This is a genomic window from Brevibacterium siliguriense, from assembly GCF_900105315.1.
GTDB lineage: Bacteria > Actinomycetota > Actinomycetes > Actinomycetales > Brevibacteriaceae > Brevibacterium > Brevibacterium siliguriense.
Genome location: NZ_LT629766.1, coordinates 1948062 through 1967491, shown reverse-complemented (window position 1 = coordinate 1967491; position 19430 = coordinate 1948062). Strand labels below are relative to the sequence as shown.

Genomic DNA, 19430 nt, shown 5'->3' with positions numbered 1-19430 from the left:
AGTTCTTGAGTCAATGCATTATTCACTGAGGTAACCACTCCTGGTCAATTGGGCGGCGACGAACGCCATCTGCTCCTCATCAGCTGGGAGCAGCGGCATACGCACGTCGCGGTTGTCGAGTATTCCTTGGGCCTGCAGAGCGGCCTTCGCCGAGATCACTCCCGGCATGTGGTTCATGAGCGCATCCACTACGTCCGCGGTGTCGCGGGAAAGGGTGCGTGCGGTGTTGAGGTCGTTGTTCGCCACTGCGGCGACCATGGCTGCGAACCGGTCCGAGCAGACGTGCCCGGCCACGGACACGAGTCCGAGGGCTCCGAGGGACAGCAGCGGCAGGTTGAGGGCGTCTTCGCCGGAGTAGTACACGAGCGAGGAGTTGTTCATGACGAACGAGGAAGCGAAGAGGTCGCCCTTGGCGTCCTTGACCGCGAGGATGTTCGGGTGGTCCGAGAGCCGCAGCAGGGTGTCCGTGATGATCGGGGCACCGGCACGGCCGGGAATGTCATAGAGCATGACCGGCAGGTCGGTGGAGTCGGCGGCCGCGCGCATATGGGCTTCGATCGCCGGCTGGGTCGGCTTCGAATAGTACGGGGTGACGAGCAGGATCCCGTCGGCTCCGGCATCGGCCGAACGGCGGGAGAGCTCGATGGTGTGTGCGGTGACGTTGTTGCCGGTGCCGGCGACGATCCTCGCCCGCTTGCCGATGACACCGCGGACGACGCGGATGAGTTCGACCTTCTCGTCATCGGTCGTCGTCGGAGATTCTCCGGTGGTGCCGGAGACGACGAGCATGTCATTGCCGAGCTCGACGAGGTGGTTCGCCACCTTCTCCACGGACGCATAGTCGATGCTGCCGTCGCGCTTGAATGGAGTCACCATTGCAGTGCCGACGGAACCGAACGCATCAATGGCAGTCGCTGCTGCCTGGTCACCGAGAATCGCCATAGAACCAGGATACCGCCCACGTCCTCTCATCAGTGCAGTGGTCCGACCGCGTTGCGGGTGTCGTTCTCCTCGCCTGCGGTGCCCGTGCGGTCATGTTGAGAGACGGATCACACCTGCAGCCGCTCGATCGTCTACTCTTGAGCCCTGCCTGCCACCGAAACAAGGGAGTTTTCGATGACCCGCACCCGCATCCGCGATTTCCATGATGATGACCTCGACGGAATCATCCGTCTCTTCGAAGCCGCCGTCCCGGAATCCGAGGCCGTTCCCCCGCTCTATCCGCTCTCCGAGGTGTTGGCCGCCTGCCAGCGCAATCAGGCCGTCGTGGCCGTCCGCGATGAGGAGATCGTCGGTGCCGCCGTCGGCCGCGCCGCACACGGTCAGGGAGTAATCGTGTTCTTCCATGTCCTGGAGTCGGTGCGTGCCGATCCAGAGCAGGGCATCCGCGCCGAGGCGGGGCTGCTCGATGCGCTCGAACGCCGTCTCATGCCGCTGGGCTTGGGGAAGCTGTCGATGCTCATTCCCGCGGGGACGTCGGCCTGCGATGGTCTGGTGGCCAATGGCTTCGAGACCCGTTCCGGGTTGAGATACGTCGAACGGCATCTGCCCGTCCAACGGCGTGAGCTCGACCGGCTCAAAGCGGTCGGGGGACGGATCCTGCCGCGCCACCTCTGGGATGGGGTGAGCGGGATGCAGGAGGAGAAGGACATGCTCGAGGACCGCCTCGTCGTGCCTTTGGCCGAACCGGACCTCGCGGATCATTTCGGGGTAGTCCCGCCTCGGGCGGTGATGCTCTTCGGTCCTCCGGGGACGGGGAAGACGACGTTTGCGAAGGCGGTGGCGTCGCGGTTGGATTGGCCGTTCGTCGAGGTCTTCCCGTCGCGGCTGTCCGGTGAGCCCGGCGGTGTGGCCGCGGGGCTGCGGACGACGTTCGAGCAGATCAACGAGCTCGAGCATGCCGTGGTGTTCATCGATGAGGTCGAGGAGATCGCGTCGAAGCGCGGAGGTGAGCCGCCGTCGCCGACGCAGGGTGTGACGAATGAGCTGCTCAAGCAGGTCGGTCAGTTCCGGGATCGGGAAGGCAGGCTACTCATCTGCGCGACGAATTTCGTCCGCGCCCTCGACGCGGCGTTCCTGCGGCATGGGCGCTTCGACTACGTCATTCCCATCGGCCTGCCCGATGCCACCGCCAGGGAGGCGATCTGGTCGCGCTACATTCCCGAGCACACGGTCGCAGGTGTCGATCTCGAGGTGCTCGTCGATGCCAGCGATGGACTGACCCCGGCCGATATCGAGTATGCGGCCAGGCGTGCATCGCAGGAAGCTCTGGCGTCTTCGCTGCGACAGCAGCACGTCGACATCGCTTCGCGGACAGATGTGCTGTCGACCGATGACTACCTCGAGGCGCTGCGGGCAACACGGGCGACGGTGTCCGAGGAGACCGCCCGGGAGTTCGGCGAAGACGTCGATACGATCGCGAGGCTGTGAGGCGGGCCGGGCTATGACCGGACCGGATTGTGCGGATCCGGATGCGTCGCAGCGGCGCCCGCACTCCCACCACTCAACAGGCCGTGCGCAGTCGAGCCGAGGATGCGCGCCATCGTCGTCGGCTCGGTTCCCTGTCCGGCAACGGCGGCGAGGTCGAAACCGTCGATGATGGCGATGAACGTATCGACCACCTCGGTGACGGTGAGCCCGTAGAGGGTGAAGTCTCCGGTCCTGATGCCGTCACCGATGATGCGTGAGAACAGGCTGCGCCACCCTTCGAAGACGGAGTCGACGCAATCCTGCAGGCTCGCGTGGGTGCGTGCCGCGGTGACGAGTTCGATCCAGATCCGCGACCTCTGGCCGTGATTGCCGACCTCGTGGACGGCGGTGAAGGCCGCGTGCAGACGGGACCGAGGCGAACTGGCTTCTGTCCCTTCGCCCGTGTTCTTGCCATCAGGGTTCGCCATGTCCGCGATGTCCTTGAGCACCGCATCACTGTGGGCAGAGAACGCTGCGGCGAGTAGGGCATCGCGTGACCCGAAGTAGTACTGCACCGTCCCGACTGACATGCCGACCGCTTTCGCCACATCGGCCATGCGCACAGCCGTGGGGCCTCGGTCGACGATCTGGCCGAGGGCGGCCGCGATGATCGCCGCCTTCTTCGCCTCGGCTGCGGCAGCCGGTTGGGCCGGGCGCGGGCTCACGCCGTGACCGGTGTTCGTCGTTCGGCCAGGGCGGTGGCCGCGGTCAGCCCTTCGTACACGGCCTCTTCGACCGTGCGCGGTGCCAGGGCGTCGCCGATCACCGTCACCGAGGCGGCCCCGAAGTCGAGGTCGACCGGAACAGATCGCGGAGCACCGGAGACGATCGTCGCGGCGACATCGTCGACCTCGTGAACGACCTCGCAGAGAGTGGACTGCAGGTAACCGGTATCGGCATCGACTCCGACGAGGCGCACGTCGTTGACGAATCGCATCCGACCGGTCCGCAGCGCTTGGGACACGAGCAGGGTGCGCGTGTACTGCTGGACCTGGGCACCGGCGAAATTCGCCGCCGTCGCCAAGCTCACATGTCGCCCGGCCTCGGCCAGCCGCAGGGCGATGCCGAGTCCGATCCAGTCGCCCTTCCAGTCGGCGACGAGCACGCGGCCCGGCGGCAGGTCCGGGGACTTGCGCAGATAGTCGCGAGCCCCGATGACGAGCGCATCGTCGGCGATCTCGAAGGCGGGCATGCGCTGTTCGGCTCCCGTGGCGATGATGACGTGGTCGGGGACCACCTCGGTGATGAGGTCCTGGGTGGCCGGCACGGAGGTGCGGATGTCGACGCCGGCGCGGGCCGCCTCGGCGGAAAGATTCGTCGCCGCTCCCCCGAATTCGGACCGATACGGCAGTTCCTGAGCCAGCAGCACCGCTCCGCCGAGGTGGGGCTCCTTCTCGCACAAGACGACCTCATCGCCCTGTTCGGCGGCGACTGCGGCGGCCTTGAGTCCGGCCGGTCCCCCGCCGATGACGAGGACTCGGTCGCGGGTGCGCACTGTTGGTCGGGGAAGAAAAGTCAGTTCCCGGCCCGATTCGGGATATTGGATGCACGAGATCGGCACACCCTGTTGGAAGTGGCCGATGCAGGCTTGGTTGCAGCCGATGCAGGCGCGGATCTCGTCAACTTTGTCGGATTCGGATTTGTTCGCGATTTCGGGGTCGCAGATCATCGCGCGGGTCATGATCGCCATATCGGTGCGGCCCTCGGCGATCGCGGCTTCGGCTTCGTGGGGTTGGTTGATGCGGCCGGCGACCATGACGGTCTTGGCGGTGATCTTCTTGACCTGCTCCGACAGGTTCGCGGCGTAGCCGGGGTCGATCTGCATCGAGGGCACAATGTGGACGGCGCCCTGCAGGGTGGAGGAATCGCCGGCGGTGATCGAGAAGTAGTCGAGGCAGTCGACGCCGTCGCTGGTCAGGGAGTCGAGGTGTTCGATGAGGTCGAGGATCTCGGTGGCGACGAGGCCGTCCTCGGTCTTCTCCTCACCGGAGATCCGCACGCCCACCACGACGTCGGGTCCGACGGCGGCGCGGACCGTCTGGGCCACCTCGGTGAGGAAACGGCGGCGGTTCTCCGGGCTGCCGCCGTAGTCGTCGGTGCGAGTGTTGACGGCGGGGTTGAAGAACTGGATGGGCAGGTAGCCGTGGCTGGCGACGATCTCGACGCCGTCGATTCCGGAGTCGGCGATGCGTTTCGCGGCGTGTCCGTAGCCGGTGATGATGCCTCTGACCTCAGCGGTGGTCAGTGTCTCGGGGACGACCTTGAACCTCTCCTGCGGTTCGTCGCTCGGAGCCTTGGCCCGTGGTGCCATTCCACGCTCGCCGTCCATGACTTCGCGACCAGGGTGGAAGAGCTGGGCGAAGATCGTGGCTCCGTGGCGGTGGACCGCCTCGGCGACGTTTTGGTAACCGGGGACGGAGGAGTCATCGGTGGCCATGAGGACGTGGCTGGTGTAGCGGGCGGTTTCGTGGACGCCGGAGACCTGGAGGACGATGAGTCCGGCTCCGCCTTTCGCCCGGGCCTCATGGTAGGCGACGAGTTCGTCGCCGATGTGTCCGTTCTCGTCGAGCACGGTGTCATGACCGGAGGAGACGATGCGGTTTCGGATCGTCGTGGAACCGATGGTGATGGGTTCGAAGAGGTGCGGGAACAGCTGTGACATGATCGTCCTTGATCAGTTCGTCGGGTGGGGCTGGGTGGCCGCCCCTCGATGGGGCTGCCTCAGTTATTCATATCACCGTATGACGAACGGCGGCAAGGGTCGGCTCAGAGCTGTCGCAGAGGCTCGAGCCGATACAGACCCCTGGTCGGCCGGGCCTCGCGGGCCCGGTAGGCGCGAACTCGTGTGAAAATCGTTCCATGAGCTCTCACCCGGCGGACTCCCACCGAACGCGCGATGCGAACTCCACGGCCACCCCGGCGAGGCCGGTCCGTCGACTCAGCCCCGACGGACGGCTCATCGGGCTCGACCTCGCCCGCGGGATCGCGCTGCTGGCGATGATGGTCACGCACATCTTCGCACTCGGAGACGAAACGGGAATGCCGACCTGGGCGGCGGTCTTCGCCGGACGGGCCTCGGCACTGTTCGCGGTCCTCGCCGGCTGTTCGCTGGTGCTCTCGACGCGGTCCCGGATGGCGGAGTCGGGCCGGTTGCGCGATGCGGCGCCGAGCGTGCTCATCCGGGCGGCAGCCATCGTCCTCATCGGGCTGTGCCTGGGATCGATCTCCGGACTGCTCGCGGTCATCCTCGTCAACTACGGGATCATGTTCGCTCTCGCCCTATTCTTCCTCCGGCTGCGGGCCCGTGCGCTGTTCGCGATCGCCGGAGTCTGGATGGCCCTCTCTCCCGTCGTGTCGATGTGGGTGCGCTCGACGTTGCTCCTCGAACCGAGCTATCTGCCGATGGGCTTCTTCGACCTGGCGACGCCGTCGACGATGCTCACCGATCTCTTCCTCACAGGCTATTACCCGGTGTTGCAGTGGCTGTCGTACATTCTGCTCGGCATGGCCGTGGCGAAGCTCGACATCGGCCGCCACCTGCTCGCACTGTTCACGACTGGGCTCGGCCTTTTCGTCCTCGGCCGCGGTGCCTCGTGGCTTCTGCTCCATGTCGTCGGCGGTGATGCCGCGCTGGTGGAGGATTCGCAGATGTGGGGCACGGATCTCACTGCGGCCCTGTTCACCGGCAGCTACGGGGTGACTCCGGCGACGTCGTGGTGGTGGCTGGCGATCGCGGGACCGCATTCGGGGACGCCGTTCGATCTGCTCTCCACGGGCGGAACCGCGGTGATGACGATCGCCGCCTGCCAGGCCGCGGCAGTGCTCTTGGGTCGCCAGTCATGGGTGCTCGCACCGCTGTCGGCACCGGGATCGATGCCATTGAGCGTGTATTCGGCCCATGTCGTGCTGCTGGAGATCACGAGGTCTCAGATCGTCGGCAATCCGATGGAGGAGTCCGCGACGACGGGTGAACAGACGCTCGAATTCGTCATACACGCTCTCACATTCGTGCTGCTGCCTCTGCTATGGAAAACATTCGTCAGCACCCGCGGCCCGCTGGAAGGCGGAATCGCGGGCATCATCAGGGTGGCGTCGCCGGGTCCTAAGCGCCCTGCTTCTGACCTTCCCGGAAAAGACTGATCGATTTGCGCATCGTGGCGCGCGCCCGTTTCCGGTCGCCGCTTGCGTCGTAGGCGCACGATAGTCGGAACCAGGACCGCCAATCCTCGGGTGCGGCCTCGGCTTCGGCCTGGTACTTCACGAATTCCCTGTCGGCGGCCTCGCGGATGATCTTCCCGCCCGGCGTCCTAGGCAGGTCGTCGACGGGCAGTCCGCCTTCCTCCCCGAGGATGCGCGCGAGCTTCTCCGTACGGGCGCCGAAGACGAGTTCGACGATGAGAGTCCATGCGCCGATGATGGGCAGGACGAACAGGGCGATGCCCATGATCGTAGGGATCATGGCGGGTTCGCGCACGAGGATCCACGCCCGCTGCCCCATGAGCACGAAGTAGAAGACGAGGACGACGGAGACGATGATCGCCCCGATCTTGGCTTTCGACATCAGAGGTCGAGAATGTTCTCGAGGCCGTGGATGAGCCCCGTGTAGTCGGCGATCGACCGTACGGCGGTGACGATGCCGGGCATGAACGCCGAGGTGGAGTGCGAGTCGGTGCGGATGGTCAGGGCTTCGCCGTCGGAGCCGAAGTGGATCTCCTCGTGGGCGTTCATGCCCTGCTGGCGGATGGCATGGACGTGGATGCCGTCGATGACCGCACCCCGCGCACCCAGCGGATCGGATTCCGTGGAGTCAGGGACAGCCGGGAGTCCGGCTGCGTCGCGGGCGGCGGCAATGCGCTGGGCCGTGTGGTTCGCGGTGCCCGAGGGAGCGTCGAGTTTGCGGGTGTGATGGGTCTCGACGACCTCGGCGGAGTCGAAATAGGGGGCGGCGAGTTCCGCGAACCGCATCGCCAGGACCGCACCGATCGAGAAGTTCGGGGCGATGAGAACCGCGGTCTTCGGGTGGTCTTTGAGTGTGCCTTCGAGCCGGGCCAGGCGGTCGTTGTCCCAGCCGGTGGTGCCGACGACGGTGTCGACGCCGTTCTCGACGAGGAAGGTGACGTTCTCCTCGGTGGATTTGGGCACGGTGAGTTCGACGGCCACGTCGATGTTCTGTTCCAGCAGGGTCTCCAGCGAATCGCTGCTGCCGAGCGCGGCGACGAGTTCGAGTCCGTCGGCGTCGTTGATCGCATCGACGGCGTGGGATCCCATCCGCCCCTTGGCTCCGATGACGGCTACGCGAATGCTCATATGCTGTGACTCCTTGTGTGACGACCCTGCGAGGTAAGTCGATCCCTGCGATCTCCGCCAGCCAGTCTAGCGACTCCCCCGCCGGCACCGCGCATCCAGTGACCATCCGAACACTCCTTATTGCTACCTGACGGGGGCTGAGATACCTGGCGCCAGGTTGCTGGGCCCCCGTCAGGTAGTTCTGGAGGGCGGGAGTGGGGTCAGTGAGGTGCGGCGATCGGCATTCGCAGACCGGGGTGCCTCGGGTCTCCACTGAGACGAGCACAGACCTCGGTGTCATAGCGGACGCCGTCGTAGAGCAGCTTCTCCCGTTCACGGCCTTCGATGATAAAGCCCGCGTTCCGTGCAACTGCGGCCGAGGCCGGATTGTTCACGCGATAACCGAGTTCGAGCCGGTAGATCCCGAGTTCGTCGTGGAGGAAATCGACGAAGCTGCGCAGCGCCGCCGAGACCAGACCGTGGCCTCGAGCTTCAGCCACGGCCCAATAGGAGATCCAGGCGCTCGAATGCCGGCGCTCGATCCCTGAGGCCATGACCTTGCCGAGGATCCGTTGCTCTGATCTGTCCCCGTCATGGACGATCGCCCGAGCGCAGAGGTCACCAGCTGCCTCGGCGTCGGTGATACTTGTGATCCATGTCTGGGCACCGACGATCGTGCGGTCGTCGGGGATGTTGCTCAGCAGGGCGTCATCGGCACGCTCATACACCCCGGCCAGTGCCTCGGCGTCGCCCGACTTCCACGGTCTGAGTATTGCGCTCATCCGGTCACCCTATCCGCAGCGGCCAGTCCGACGGCACTTCCACCGGCGCCGGTTCCACTCCCCCAAACAACCTGACGGCGGCCCAGCAACCTCGCGCGAGGTTGCTGGGCCGCCGTCAGGTAGCAATTGGGGTCTCAGCCGAGGAGGAGGCCCTTCGTCTGAGCGACTGCGCGGTCGAAACGTGCGCCGGCGTCGGCCCAGTTGACGATGTTCCACCAAGCCTTGACGTAGTCAGGCTTGACGTTCTGGTAGTCGAGGTAGAAGGCGTGCTCCCACATGTCGAGCTGCAGAACCGGGGTGCCGCCGAGCTGGATGTCGGACTGCTGGTCCTTGAGCTGCTCGATGAAGAGGTTTCCGCCGAGCTGGTCGTAGACGAGCACGGCCCAGCCGGAGCCCTGGATCGTGGTGGCAGCAGTGGTGAAGTGCTCGCGGAACTTGTCGAAGGAACCGAACTGGTCATCGATGGCTGCGGCGAGTTCACCGACCGGCTTGTCTCCACCGTCCGGGGACATATTGTTCCAGAAGATCGAGTGGTTGACGTGACCGCCCAGGTTGAATGCGAGGTCGCGGGTCAGCTTCGGCACAGCGGCGAGGTTGCCGGACTCGCGTGCTTCGGCCAGCTGCTCAACGGCGGTGTTGGCGCCCTTGACGTAGGTGGCGTGGTGCTTGTCGTGGTGCAGCTCCATGATGCGAGCCGAGATGTGCGGCTCAAGAGCGGAGTAGTCGTAGGGCAGTTCCGGAAGTGTGTACTGCTCAGCCATGAGATTCCTCCTGATCAGATTTGATGACCACCACATCGGTGGCTTCATTTCGACCCTATCCCAGGGTCTCATCTCGGACAACAAGGGGTTCCGGCATCCTATTCCATATGACGCGAGGTGACGAGGTCACCATGTCGCCCGAGGCTGCCTTGGCACCCACTCACCCGAGGTTGCGAGAGATGAGCAGCCGCATGATGTCCGAGGTGCCTTCTTCGATCTCCTCGAGCTTGGCATCGCGCATCCACTGCTCGACGGGATGCTCCCGCGAGTACCCCCATCCGCCCAGCGTCTGCACGGCCGCCCAGGTGCAGAACATCGCCGTCTCCGAGGCACCCAGCTTCGCCATCGCCGCAGCGGCGCTCATCCGCTGCCGATCCACGGCATCACCGGCATCGAGCATCCGCGCCGCGTTGAGCACCTGCAGCCACGCGGCATCGATGCGCGAGGACATATCCGCCAGCCGGAAAGCGACGGCCTGATGATCGATGATCTTCTGCCCGAACTGCGTGCGCTCCCGCGCGTAGTCACGCGCGTATTCGAAGGCCGCCCGTGCCGTGCCGAGCGCCGCAGCCCCGAGCACCACCCGTGAGATGTCGAAGGTGCGCATGAGTCCGTAGAAACCCTGCCCCTCCTCGCCGAGGCGGTTCGACGTGGGCACGAAGGCATCGGAGAAGAAGATCTCCCGACACACGATGGCCCGCTGCCCCATCTTCTTCATCGGCGCCCCGAACTCCATCCCCTCGGTCTCCCGAGGTAGGAGGAAGGCGCTGATCCCACGCGAGCGCCGAGTCGGGTCGGTCTTGGCGAAGACGACGTAGAAGTCGGCGAGTCCCGCGTTCGAGATCCAGGCCTTCTGCCCGTTGAGCACGTATCCGCCGTCGACGGCATCCGCGCGGGTGATGATCGAGGCCGAGTCCGATCCGGAGCCGGGTTCCGTCGTTGCCAGGGCAGTGATCTTCGGGTCCGGACCAGTGAGGGGGCGCAGCCACTCCTCCTTCTGCTCCGGCGTGCCCAGGGCGAGGATCGGGTCGGCGAAGAAGCCGTTCGAGCACACGAAGTTCCCGATCCCCGGGTCCCCGAAGCACAGCTGCTCCTGGACGAGGCATTGGGTGAAGACGTCGGTGTACCCGCCGCCGCCGAATGCCTCGGGAATCATGAAGTCGGTGATTCCCAGTTTCGCGGCGGCTCTGAAGATGTCCACGGGCGATTCGGTGTCGGCTTCGTCGACGCGGCGACCGGCAGGTCTGACCGTGTCGTGGGCGAATCCGCTCACGAGATCGAGGATGTCGTGCTGCTCGTCGGTCAGCGGCCAAGGTGTATAGCTCATGAGTTCTCCTTCGAATGTCAGTGGAGGTCGGGCGCCCCGTTGCGCCCGACCGGCTTGCCTCGTCCCGAGTCAGCCGAGCATGTCTGCCGCAGCGCGCGAGTCCTCGGTGATGTGGATGAGGGTCGGACCATCTGCGGCCTCGGCCTCGGTGAGTGCCGCCAACAGCGCGTCCGCACCGTCGACGTGGACCCCCCGTGCCCCCATCGACTGCGCGAGTGCCGGGAAGTCCGGTCCGGTGAGCTTCACCCCGGAGGGAGTGTCCCCGCGGTCCTCCATCTCGTTGCGGATCTCCCCGTACCCGCCGTTGTCGACGATGATGAGGCTCATCCTCACGCCCGCCTGTACAGCCGCGGTGAGTTCGGCGATCGTGAACATCGATCCCCCATCGCCTTCGACCGCGACCACTCTGGCCTGCGGAGCCGCGAGCTTCGCCCCGATCCCGGCGGGCAGACCGAAACCGAGCGTTCCGGCCCCGGCCGGATAGAGGAACCGGTCACCGGGGCGGGCGTTCCACCCGGTCTGCACCCCGTAGTAGCAGGCCATCGTCGAGTCCGCCGCGACGATGAGCGGCGAATCCTCGGACCGTGCGAACGCCGTGAGCGCCTTCGACAGATCGGCCCAGGGCCGGCCCTCGGACTCCATCGCCGAGGCGGCCCTGGACTTCCAGCCGGCCGTCCAGTCCCGTGCGGCGGCAGTCGCGGACTCCGCCCGCAGCGCAGACACCCGCCTGTTCAGGGCGGCCGTCGCATCCATGGCAGCCGCGAGGATCGGATGGGTGACGCTTGCGTTCGTCAGCATCTGCACCTCATCGATGTCGACGCGCACCACGGTTTCAGGCAGCGGCAGGGGTTCCGGCCAGAAGTCACTGGGTGCCAGTTCCGTGCCGATGGCGATGACCGCATCGGCATCGCCCGTGAGCTCTGGGAGCAGTTCGAGCACCCCGACGGCGCCGATGGTGGTCTCGGCGCGGTCATCGACGAGTCCCTTCGCATTCGATGACAGGACGATTCCCCCGCCGAGCGTCTCCGCCAGCGCTGCGATCTCCTCCCCTGCTCCGTGCGCTCCGGCGCCGGCGATGATGAGCGGACGATTCGAGCCGGCGATCGCCTCGGCGGCGGCATCGATGTTCGAGGGCACGGGGACCGGCAGGGCCCGAGTCACGGACGGATGGAGCACTCCTGTGCCGGCGGATTCGATGAGGTCGAGCGGGATCTCGATGGCGGCCGGGCGGGTCCGACCCGAGCGCATCGCCGACAGCGTCTGCCCGACCGCCAGGGACACCTCGCCGGGGCTGGTGACCCGCGTGACCTCGGTGAGGACGGCCGACAGTGCCGCGGACTGGTCGCGCACTTCGTGGAGGAGTCCGTTGCCGCGGCCGGGGTGGGTCAGCGGCATGCCCGGTGTGATGAGGAGGACGGGCACGGAGTCGGTGAAGGACTGCAGCAGGGCGGTGAGCGCGTTGAGCGCGGCCGGTCCGGTGGTCGTGACGATGACCTGCACCTCGCCGGTGACGCGGGCTGCACCGTCGGCCATGTAGCCCGCACCCTGTTCGTGGCGGGGTGAGACGATGTCGATGCCCGCGGCGCTCAGCTGTGCGAAGATCTCGAGGTTGTGGGTCCCGGGGATCCCGAAGACGCGAGTGATCCCCTCGGCCTTGAGTGCGCGGGCCAGATGCGCTCCGCCGGTGATGGTCTTCTGTTCCATGCTCATTCCTCGTTGTTCGGATTCTCTGCCGGCGCTTTCTCTGTGGTCACGACGAGCGCGTCGACGGCCAGGGCGCCATCCGGGGCGACACGGACCGGGTTGATCTCGATTTCGGAGATCTCATTGTTTCCGGCCACCAGTCTGGACACCGCGACGATGACCTCGGCCAGGGCGTCGATGTCTGCGGCGGGCCTGCCCCGCCATCCGGTGAGCAGCCGCGAGCAGCTCAGCCGCGCAATCATGTCCAGGGCCTCGGTGTGGGTCACGGGCGCGAGTTCGAGCCACGTATCGGCGAAGAGTTCGGTCTCCGTCCCTCCGGCGGCGACGACGACGAGCGGCCCGAAGTTCTCGTCCTGCCGACCTCCGACAAGGATCTCGACGACGTGCTCGCGTGTGTCCATCTCCTCGAGGATGTACTCGCCCTCGCCGAGGCGGCCCACCATGTCCGCGTACGCCGTTTCGACCGCGGTGAGATCGTTCAGCCCCAGGCAGATGCCCCCGACCTCGGTCTTGTGCGCCGGCCAACCGGCCTTGAGCGCGAACGGCGGAGTGAGTTCGGATCCCAGGACCGCCTCGGCGGGTTCACGGGTCTCCCCCAGCCCCACGCTGCCCACGGTCACGGCCGCGGGGACGGGGATCCCAGCATCCTCGATCACGGCCCGGGCGGCCGCGTATCCGGTGCCCCACGGGGTGACCGGACCGGTGAGATCGACGGTGTCGGTGAGCCGTCCCGAATGGGCGGCGTAGAACCCGGCGCGCGCGAGCACGCGCATGGCCGCTTCTATGGAGGTGTAGGCCGGTATGCCGTGCTCCCAGAGGCGGGTGACGGCGGGCGAGGAGGCGCTCATCGAGTGCACGATGACGGGTTTCTTCGCCTCGGCGACGATCTCGCCCAAACGGTCGACGACTGTCAGCTCTCGGTCAAGGAGATCGGGAACGTCTTCGCCGTAGCAGCCGAAGTATCCGGACAGGACGACGGCGTCGATGTCCGCATCGGTCAGGAGCACCTCGGCGAGGTCCGCATACACGTCGAGATTCTTCTCTCCCGCACCGTCGAGGTCGATGGGATTGTCGACGTGGTCGGCGTCGGTGAGGATTCCGGCGGCACGGTCCCGTGTGGCCGATGTCAGCTCGGTGACGTGCAGGTTCCAGCTCTCGGCCGTGTCGGCGGCGATCGCTCCCTGGCCACCCGAGTCGGAGAGCATGCCGATGTGCCGGCCTTTCGGCAGCCAGGCGGAGGCGAAGAATCCGGCGAGTTCGACGAGCTGGCCGGGGGTGGTCAGGCGGATGGAGCCGGCGGCACGGCAGGCGGCGTCGATGGTGTCCATGGCCGTGGTCATCGATCCGGTGTGGGATTTGGCGAGTCGCGCCCCTGCGCTGGAGGCTCCGGTGGTCAGGATCATCGTCGGCTTCCCGGCGGCGCGCAGGGCTTGGAGCGCCGAGACGAGGGCAATGCCGCCGGTGAAGGATTCGAGGTAGAGCGCGACCTGAGCGGTGGCCGGATCGTCGACGAGGGTGGCGAGCACCTCGGCGGCACGGACGTCGGATTGTCCGCCGATCGAGGCGAACCGGGAGATGCCGAGTCCGCTGCGGGCTGCGAGTGTTGCGATCTCCGTGCCGAGCTGACCGCTCTGGGTGACCACGGCGAGGCTCCCGGGAGTGAAGTTGCCCCAGGCCAGGAGCAGATCATTGCGAGAGTCGACGAGCCCTAGGGAGTTCGGGCCGATGAGGCGACCACCGGCTTCACGGATCGTCACGGCCAGGGCATCGGCGTCGGGAACGCGGGCGGAGATGATGAGGAAGGCGCGCACTCCGTTCTCGAGTGCTTCGGCGACGACTTCCGTGACGGTGGGACCGGGCACGGAGATGACGAGCAGCTCGGGCGTCTCCGGCAGGTCTCTGAGACGGGCGTACGTCGGCTGACCCTGGATCGACGCTGCCTTCGCGTTGATGAGGTAGACGCGGCGTCGCTCGGCTCCGCGCAGGGCTCCGGCGGCGAGCCAGAAACCCCATTTGCTGGAGTCGTTCGATGCTCCGAGGACGGCGACGCTGCCGGGATCGAAGAACGCATCCATGGCGCTAGATTTCCGGCACCGAGGCGGGGGCGACGTCGAGTTCGGCCGAGGCTGCGCTGAGTGCGGCGAGGTTCGCATCGACCTTCGCCTGCGCGGCCGCGCGGGGGCTGATGCCCTGTTCGCGGGCTGTGGCGAGCACCTCGGTGGTGAGCTCGTTCAAGGTGGTGGTGACGATGGCACGGCTGTCCTCCCAGCTGCCGTCGACGTCGCCGAAGGTCACCCACCACCACCAGGCGTTCGTCGCGGAGTTCGCGAGGAAGTCAGGGATGACTGTGATGCCGCGGGCCAGCAGCGCCTCTTCGGCTGCCGGCAGGACGGGCATGTTCGCGGCCTCGACGATGAGTGAGGCTGTGATGCGGTCGCAGTTGTCCGGGGTGATCGAGTAGCTGACGGCGGCGGGGACGAGGACGTCTGCGTCGGCGGCGAGCCAGTCGTCGCGATCGCCGACGTGGTCGTCCGGGCGCAGCGAGGAGCGATCGATTCCCCCGAATTGGTCACGGGCGGCGAGCAGTGCCTCGATGTCGAGTCCGTCAGGGTTGGTCACGAAACCGTCGGCGTCGGCGATGCCGACGATGCGCAGTCCCGCCTCGGCGAGGTAGCGGGCGGTGGCTCCGCCCATGGATCCGAATCCTTGGATGACGGCGGTGGATGCGCGGGGGTCGCGGCCGGCGTCGTTGAGGGCGGCGAGCACCGAGGTGGCCACGCCGAGGCCGCCGACGAGTTCGTCCTGGGCGAAGCCGTCGACGATCGTGGAGAAGGCCGTGTCCGCGCGGACTTCGACGGCGGCCGGATCGTCGAGGAGTTTGTCGACGGCGGAGAGGCCGGAGCCGAGTTCGCGGCGGGCGAGGATCTCGTCGATGTCGTCCTGGCGGACGCCGAGGTCTTCGCCGAGGGCCCAGTAGGCGTGCATGATCGGGTTGATGTCGACGAGGAAGCGTTCGAGGACGTCCCTGGCACCGGGCGCGCGGGGGTCGAAGTCGATTCCGCCCTTGGCTCCGCCGACGGGGACGTAGCTGCGGCCCTTGCGCAGGTGGATCGCCTCTTTGCGTGTCATCCCCTGTGCGAGTCCGCGCACTTCCTCGAGTGTGCAGCCTTTGCGCATGCGCAGTCCCCCGAGGCGGTGCCCCGCACGAGAGTGTCGATGACGACATAGCCTGCCGCGCCGGTGGCGGGGTCCTGCCAGGTGATGTCCATGAACATGGGGCCTCCAGGGAGAGTCGGGAGCAGATGGCATCTGATCGTTACTGAATCGCGGTTCAGTAACGCATATGACTCAAGTCTGACGGCACGATGGTCACCGCGTCAAGGGCGCTAGGATCAGGGCATGCCTACAGTGCTCATCACCGGCTCAGGCCGAGACAGCAGCATCGCCGCGGGAGTATCCGCACGGCTGGCCACCGACGGCTGGACGGTTTGTACGAGTGACCTGGATGCCGGTGACTATCCGTGCGATCTGTCGTCTGCACAAGAAGCAGAGAAGCTGGTCGGCAGGGTGCGCAGAGATCACGGCACCATCGACGGGTTGGTGCTCAGCCACGCTCACGGTGAAGAGTCCGGAATCCTCGACACCACAGCGAAGAGCTTCGACCGCCACTTGGCCGTGAATGCTCGTGCGTCGCTGCTGCTCATCGCGGCCTTTGCCAGGCAGGTCAGCGAGTCGGGAGGCGCGATCGTCGCCTTCACCAGCGATCACACGACAGGCAATCTGCCCTATGGTGCTTCGAAGGGTGCGCTCGATCGCATCGTCATCTCAGCCGCACGAGAGCTCGGGCCGAAGAAGATCTCGGCGAACGTCGTCAATCCTGGGCCGATCGACACGGGTTGGATGGATGACGAGACGCGGACCGGGCTGGCTCCCTATCAGCCGCTCGGCCGTATGGGCACTCCCCATGACGTAGCTGGAGTGACGGCGTTTCTGCTCTCCGCAGAGGGCGGGTGGATCAACGGCCAAATCTTCTCAGCGGACGGCGGCTTCTCCGCTCGCTACTGATGGAAAGTTGATAGTGGCAGAAAGTCTGTTCTCGTCGACCATTCCGGACCTTTCGCCACTATGAACTTCCGAGCATGTGCGACGATGAAAACATGTCCTCACCTCGCTTCGAGCCATCGCTCGTTCCGGAACTGCTCGTCCGCGATCTCGGTGAGAGTCTCGACTTTTAGTGTGAGCTCTGCGGGTTCGTGGTCGACTGCCAACGACCAGAAGAGAGATTCGCCTACATTTCCCTGGACTCAGCTCACGTCATGCTGGAGCAGACAGGTGTAGGCCGAAATTGGGTCGCCGGTGACTTGGAAAGGCCGTTCGGACGGGGACTCAACCTTCAGGTCACAGTCTCAGATGTTCGGGACATCGAGTACTCTCTCAACGAAGCCTGCTATCCCCTTTTCATGCCGACCGAATCAAAGTGGTATCGAATCAGCGACAACGAGGAAGCCGGTGTTCGACAGTTCGTAGTTGCAGATCCTGACGGATATCTCGTCAGGTTCCAAGAGTCGCTTGGTCACCGAAGCACTGCGTCGTGCATCGATGTTGAAAAGGGAGATGCGTGATGTCCGGAATCCATCATGTCGAAGTCTGGCTCGCGGAGTCAACAAATGACTTTCGCGAATGGCGCTGGCTGCTGGAGAGAGTCGGCTTCACTCTCACGGCGGAATGGGAGAACGGGCAATCTTGGGAAGGCGACGGCGCTTATCTGTCGCTGACAACTTCACCGAACACGACAGCAGAAACCCACGACCGAAGACGACCGGGAATCAACCACCTTGCGTTCAAAGCAGGAAGTCCGGCGGAGGTCGATTCGATCATGGACGACGCGGAATCACAAGGCTGGTCACCGCTCTATCACGATCGCTACCCTCACGCTGGCGGACCGGGCCACTACGCCGGATGGTTAGTAAACACCTCAGGCTTCAAAACCGAAGTCGTTGCCGACTACTAGCCAGTCACCTCAGCACCATCCGGAGGCGATTGTTGGGTCAATCCACGGCGTTCTGGACGCGTAGAACGCCGCAGAGCGACCCAACAATCGCCCTCACCCGAGTTCACGCGAGAGGAAGTCGTCGACCCACGTCGTCAGCACTGCGGTGTCGACGGCGGCGGGATTGACCATCACCTGGATCGCCAGGCCGTCGAGGAAGGCGAGGACTCGAGTCGCGCACGCCTCGGTGCCGCCCGTCGGGGCTGAGCACTCGCCCCCGGCGATGGCTTCGTCCATGAGGCGCACGAGGATCGACTTCCACTCCTGGTCGAGAGCGGCGAACGTGGACCGCAGACCGGCGTCGAAGAGTCCGGCCGACCAGGCATCGATCCAGATCTTCCAGCTGCGCGAAGAGCCGCTGGGCAGGTACCAGCCGACGACGTCCCGCAGCTGCCCGAGCGCCGATGATCCTCGCCTCGCCGAGGCGACTCCCGCCCTGGGATCTGCGTCGCCGTCCCCCTGCGCCTCCGTCCCGGCGGCCAGCTGCCGGGCATGGTCGATGTCCTGTCGACCCGCATAGTCGAAGGCCTCGGCGACGAGGGCCTCCTTCGTCTCGAAGTGGTAGATGACGAGGCTGGCGCTCAGGCCCAGCCGTGCGGCAACGTCGGAGACGCGCAGCGCGCGCAGACCCGTGGCTTCGATCTCTTCGACCGTGGCAGCCAGGATCTCCTCCCGGCGGACCGCTGCGCTCTTCCTCGCCATCTCTCTGCTTCCCTTCACGTCCCTGCCAACGGGCGTCCCGCGTCCGAGGCCGAAACCCTGAACGCGGTGACGCGCTCAGGGCAGTTCGACCTCGGCGGCCGGCCCGACCAAGGCCAGAGCTTTGGGCCGCGACAGCAGTCGTCCGGCCATCTCGCTGACATCCTCGGCGGTGACCGAGCGGACACGTTCGATAAGGTCCATCGGCGATTCGAGCGGCAGCCCGAAGATCTCCGACCGCGCGAGACGATTCATCCGCGCCGCAGAGGACTCGAGTCCGAGCACCATCGACCCCGACAGTTGGGACACGATCTCGTCGAGCTCGAACTGGCTCGGAGTCTCCTGTGCCAACCGATCCCATTCGCTCACCGCCAGGTCGACAACGGCTTGAGCGTTCTCGGCCGTGCAGCCGGCGTAGATGCCGAAAGTGCCGGTATCCGTGAACTGGCTGGCAACGCAGTTCACGGCATAGGCCAGTCCGCGCTCCTCTCGCACGCTCTGGAACAGTCGCGACGACATTCCGCCGCCGAGCATCGTGAGCATGACCGAGTAGATGAACCGGTCGTTATCACCTTCGGGCAGGCCCTCGCAGCCGAGCATGATGCCGAGCTGCTCGATGTCTTTGACGGTGTGCGACTTCCCGGAGTGGAACTCCGGACGCACTCGGGCTGCGCCGCCCAGGTGCGAGCCCTTCTCGACCACAGCACCCGACCACACATCGGCACGGGATCCGAGCCCCGCCTCGGCGAGGGAATCCTCAACCATCGCGAGGACCTCTTCATGGGTCGCGCCACCTGCGGCAGCGATGACCAGACGAGGCGGAATGTACGTCGACTGATAGTGATCGATGACCGTGTGGTGGCCGAGCACGCGGATCTGATCCTTCGTCGCACCCACGGGCCGGGCCAGCGAATGCGAACCGAAGACCAGGGAATCGAAGTTGTCGAAGAGGACGTCTCCGGGATCATCGGCGGACATGGCGAGCTCTTCGATGATGACACCGCGCTCGCGTTCGAACTCCTCAATATCGAGTTGGGAGTTCGAGACCATATCGACGAGCAGCCCAGTGATATTCGGCAGATCCGTCACGAGGCACCTGGAGTAGTAGCAGGTGAGCTCCTTGGCGGTGATCGCGTTCGAATCCCCGCCGGTGCGGTCGAAGGCCGCGGCGATGGTCTTCGCATCGCGGCTGCCGGTGCCCTTGAACAGCATGTGTTCGAGGAAGTGCGTCGACCCAGCGGTCTCGGCGGATTCGTCACGGGACCCGGCTGCAACCCAGATCCCGATCGTCTCCGAGGCGAGGCCCGGCATGTGTTCGGTGGTCAGCGTCAAACCACCGGGGAGGACAGACC

Annotated in this window: 18 protein-coding genes; 5 read left to right on the top strand and 13 right to left on the bottom strand. The window is 65.8% G+C overall.

Annotated features, from left to right (window positions below; translation table 11 throughout):
• Positions 1–18: 18 nt before the first annotated feature.
• Positions 19–942 carry a 4-hydroxy-tetrahydrodipicolinate synthase gene (gene dapA / locus BLU88_RS08695; protein ID WP_092012530.1) on the bottom strand — a complete coding sequence of 308 codons (924 nt, stop codon included), beginning with the start codon at positions 940–942 and terminating at the stop codon, positions 19–21.
• Between the two features lie 174 nt (positions 943–1116).
• Between dapA and BLU88_RS08690 the strand changes: the two genes are divergently transcribed.
• Positions 1117–2430, top strand: a complete 1314-nt coding sequence (locus tag BLU88_RS08690) for an ATP-binding protein (RefSeq protein WP_092012527.1) — start codon at positions 1117–1119, stop codon at positions 2428–2430.
• Between the two features lie 11 nt (positions 2431–2441).
• Here the strand turns inward: BLU88_RS08690 and BLU88_RS18305 are convergent, their stop codons facing one another.
• Together BLU88_RS18305 and BLU88_RS08680 are read right to left on the bottom strand one after the other, a co-directional pair.
• Positions 2442–3134, bottom strand: coding sequence for a TetR/AcrR family transcriptional regulator (locus tag BLU88_RS18305; protein WP_092012524.1), 693 nt, complete (start codon positions 3132–3134; stop codon positions 2442–2444).
• A complete protein-coding gene (locus tag BLU88_RS08680) occupies positions 3131–5131 on the bottom strand; it encodes an oxidoreductase (protein ID WP_092012521.1) in 2001 nt (666 codons plus the stop codon). The genes BLU88_RS18305 and BLU88_RS08680 overlap by 4 nt, the downstream gene beginning before the upstream one ends.
• A gap of 197 nt (positions 5132–5328) precedes the next feature.
• Between BLU88_RS08680 and BLU88_RS08675 the strand changes: the two genes are divergently transcribed.
• A complete protein-coding gene (locus BLU88_RS08675; RefSeq protein WP_092012518.1) occupies positions 5329–6609 on the top strand; it encodes a heparan-alpha-glucosaminide N-acetyltransferase domain-containing protein in 1281 nt (426 codons plus the stop codon).
• Here BLU88_RS08675 and BLU88_RS08670 read toward each other — a convergent pair.
• From BLU88_RS08670 to BLU88_RS08635, 8 genes are all read right to left on the bottom strand, one after another.
• Positions 6572–7030, bottom strand: coding sequence for a tetratricopeptide repeat protein (locus BLU88_RS08670; RefSeq protein ID WP_092012515.1), 459 nt, complete (start codon positions 7028–7030; stop codon positions 6572–6574). The two genes, BLU88_RS08675 and BLU88_RS08670, sit on opposite strands and share 38 nt — an antisense overlap.
• Complete coding sequence (gene dapB / locus BLU88_RS08665) at positions 7030–7776, bottom strand: 4-hydroxy-tetrahydrodipicolinate reductase (RefSeq protein WP_092012512.1); 747 nt, start codon at positions 7774–7776, stop codon at positions 7030–7032. The genes BLU88_RS08670 and dapB overlap by 1 nt, the downstream gene beginning before the upstream one ends.
• A gap of 200 nt (positions 7777–7976) precedes the next feature.
• Complete coding sequence (locus BLU88_RS08660) at positions 7977–8537, bottom strand: GNAT family N-acetyltransferase (RefSeq protein ID WP_092012509.1); 561 nt, start codon at positions 8535–8537, stop codon at positions 7977–7979.
• A gap of 134 nt (positions 8538–8671) precedes the next feature.
• Entirely contained in the window at positions 8672–9298 is a 627-nt protein-coding gene (locus tag BLU88_RS08655) for a superoxide dismutase (RefSeq protein WP_039210893.1), read from the bottom strand.
• A 160-nt stretch (positions 9299–9458) separates the two neighbouring features.
• A complete protein-coding gene (locus tag BLU88_RS08650) occupies positions 9459–10625 on the bottom strand; it encodes an acyl-CoA dehydrogenase family protein (protein WP_092012506.1) in 1167 nt (388 codons plus the stop codon).
• A gap of 69 nt (positions 10626–10694) precedes the next feature.
• Positions 10695–12329 (bottom strand): thiamine pyrophosphate-binding protein, encoded by a 1635-nt coding sequence (locus BLU88_RS08645; protein ID WP_231939692.1) that lies wholly within the window; start codon positions 12327–12329, stop codon positions 10695–10697.
• Positions 12330–12331: 2 nt separating this feature from the next.
• Complete coding sequence (locus BLU88_RS08640) at positions 12332–14404, bottom strand: acetate--CoA ligase family protein (RefSeq protein ID WP_092012500.1); 2073 nt, start codon at positions 14402–14404, stop codon at positions 12332–12334.
• A 4-nt stretch (positions 14405–14408) separates the two neighbouring features.
• Positions 14409–15506: a glutamate dehydrogenase gene (locus tag BLU88_RS08635; RefSeq protein WP_231939691.1), complete on the bottom strand. Its 1098-nt coding sequence runs from the start codon at positions 15504–15506 to the stop codon at positions 14409–14411.
• A gap of 222 nt (positions 15507–15728) precedes the next feature.
• On the opposite strand from BLU88_RS08635, the gene BLU88_RS08630 reads away from it, so the two are divergent.
• The 3 genes from BLU88_RS08630 (at position 15729) to BLU88_RS08620 (ending at position 17340) form a co-directional block, all read left to right on the top strand.
• Positions 15729–16394 carry an SDR family NAD(P)-dependent oxidoreductase gene (locus BLU88_RS08630; protein WP_092012497.1) on the top strand — a complete coding sequence of 222 codons (666 nt, stop codon included), beginning with the start codon at positions 15729–15731 and terminating at the stop codon, positions 16392–16394.
• 251 nt (positions 16395–16645) lie between these two features.
• Positions 16646–16951, top strand: a complete 306-nt coding sequence (locus tag BLU88_RS08625; RefSeq protein WP_197678212.1) for a VOC family protein — start codon at positions 16646–16648, stop codon at positions 16949–16951.
• On the top strand, positions 16951–17340 hold the full coding sequence (locus tag BLU88_RS08620; protein WP_092012494.1) for a VOC family protein: 390 nt from the start codon (positions 16951–16953) through the stop codon (positions 17338–17340). The genes BLU88_RS08625 and BLU88_RS08620 overlap by 1 nt, the downstream gene beginning before the upstream one ends.
• A 93-nt stretch (positions 17341–17433) precedes the next feature.
• Here BLU88_RS08620 and BLU88_RS08615 read toward each other — a convergent pair whose 3' ends face one another.
• Positions 17434–18081, bottom strand: a complete 648-nt coding sequence (locus BLU88_RS08615) for a TetR/AcrR family transcriptional regulator (RefSeq protein ID WP_092012491.1) — start codon at positions 18079–18081, stop codon at positions 17434–17436.
• Between the two features lie 75 nt (positions 18082–18156).
• Positions 18157–19410: a M16 family metallopeptidase gene (locus BLU88_RS08610; RefSeq protein ID WP_231939690.1), complete on the bottom strand. Its 1254-nt coding sequence runs from the start codon at positions 19408–19410 to the stop codon at positions 18157–18159.
• Positions 19411–19430 lie beyond the last annotated feature (20 nt).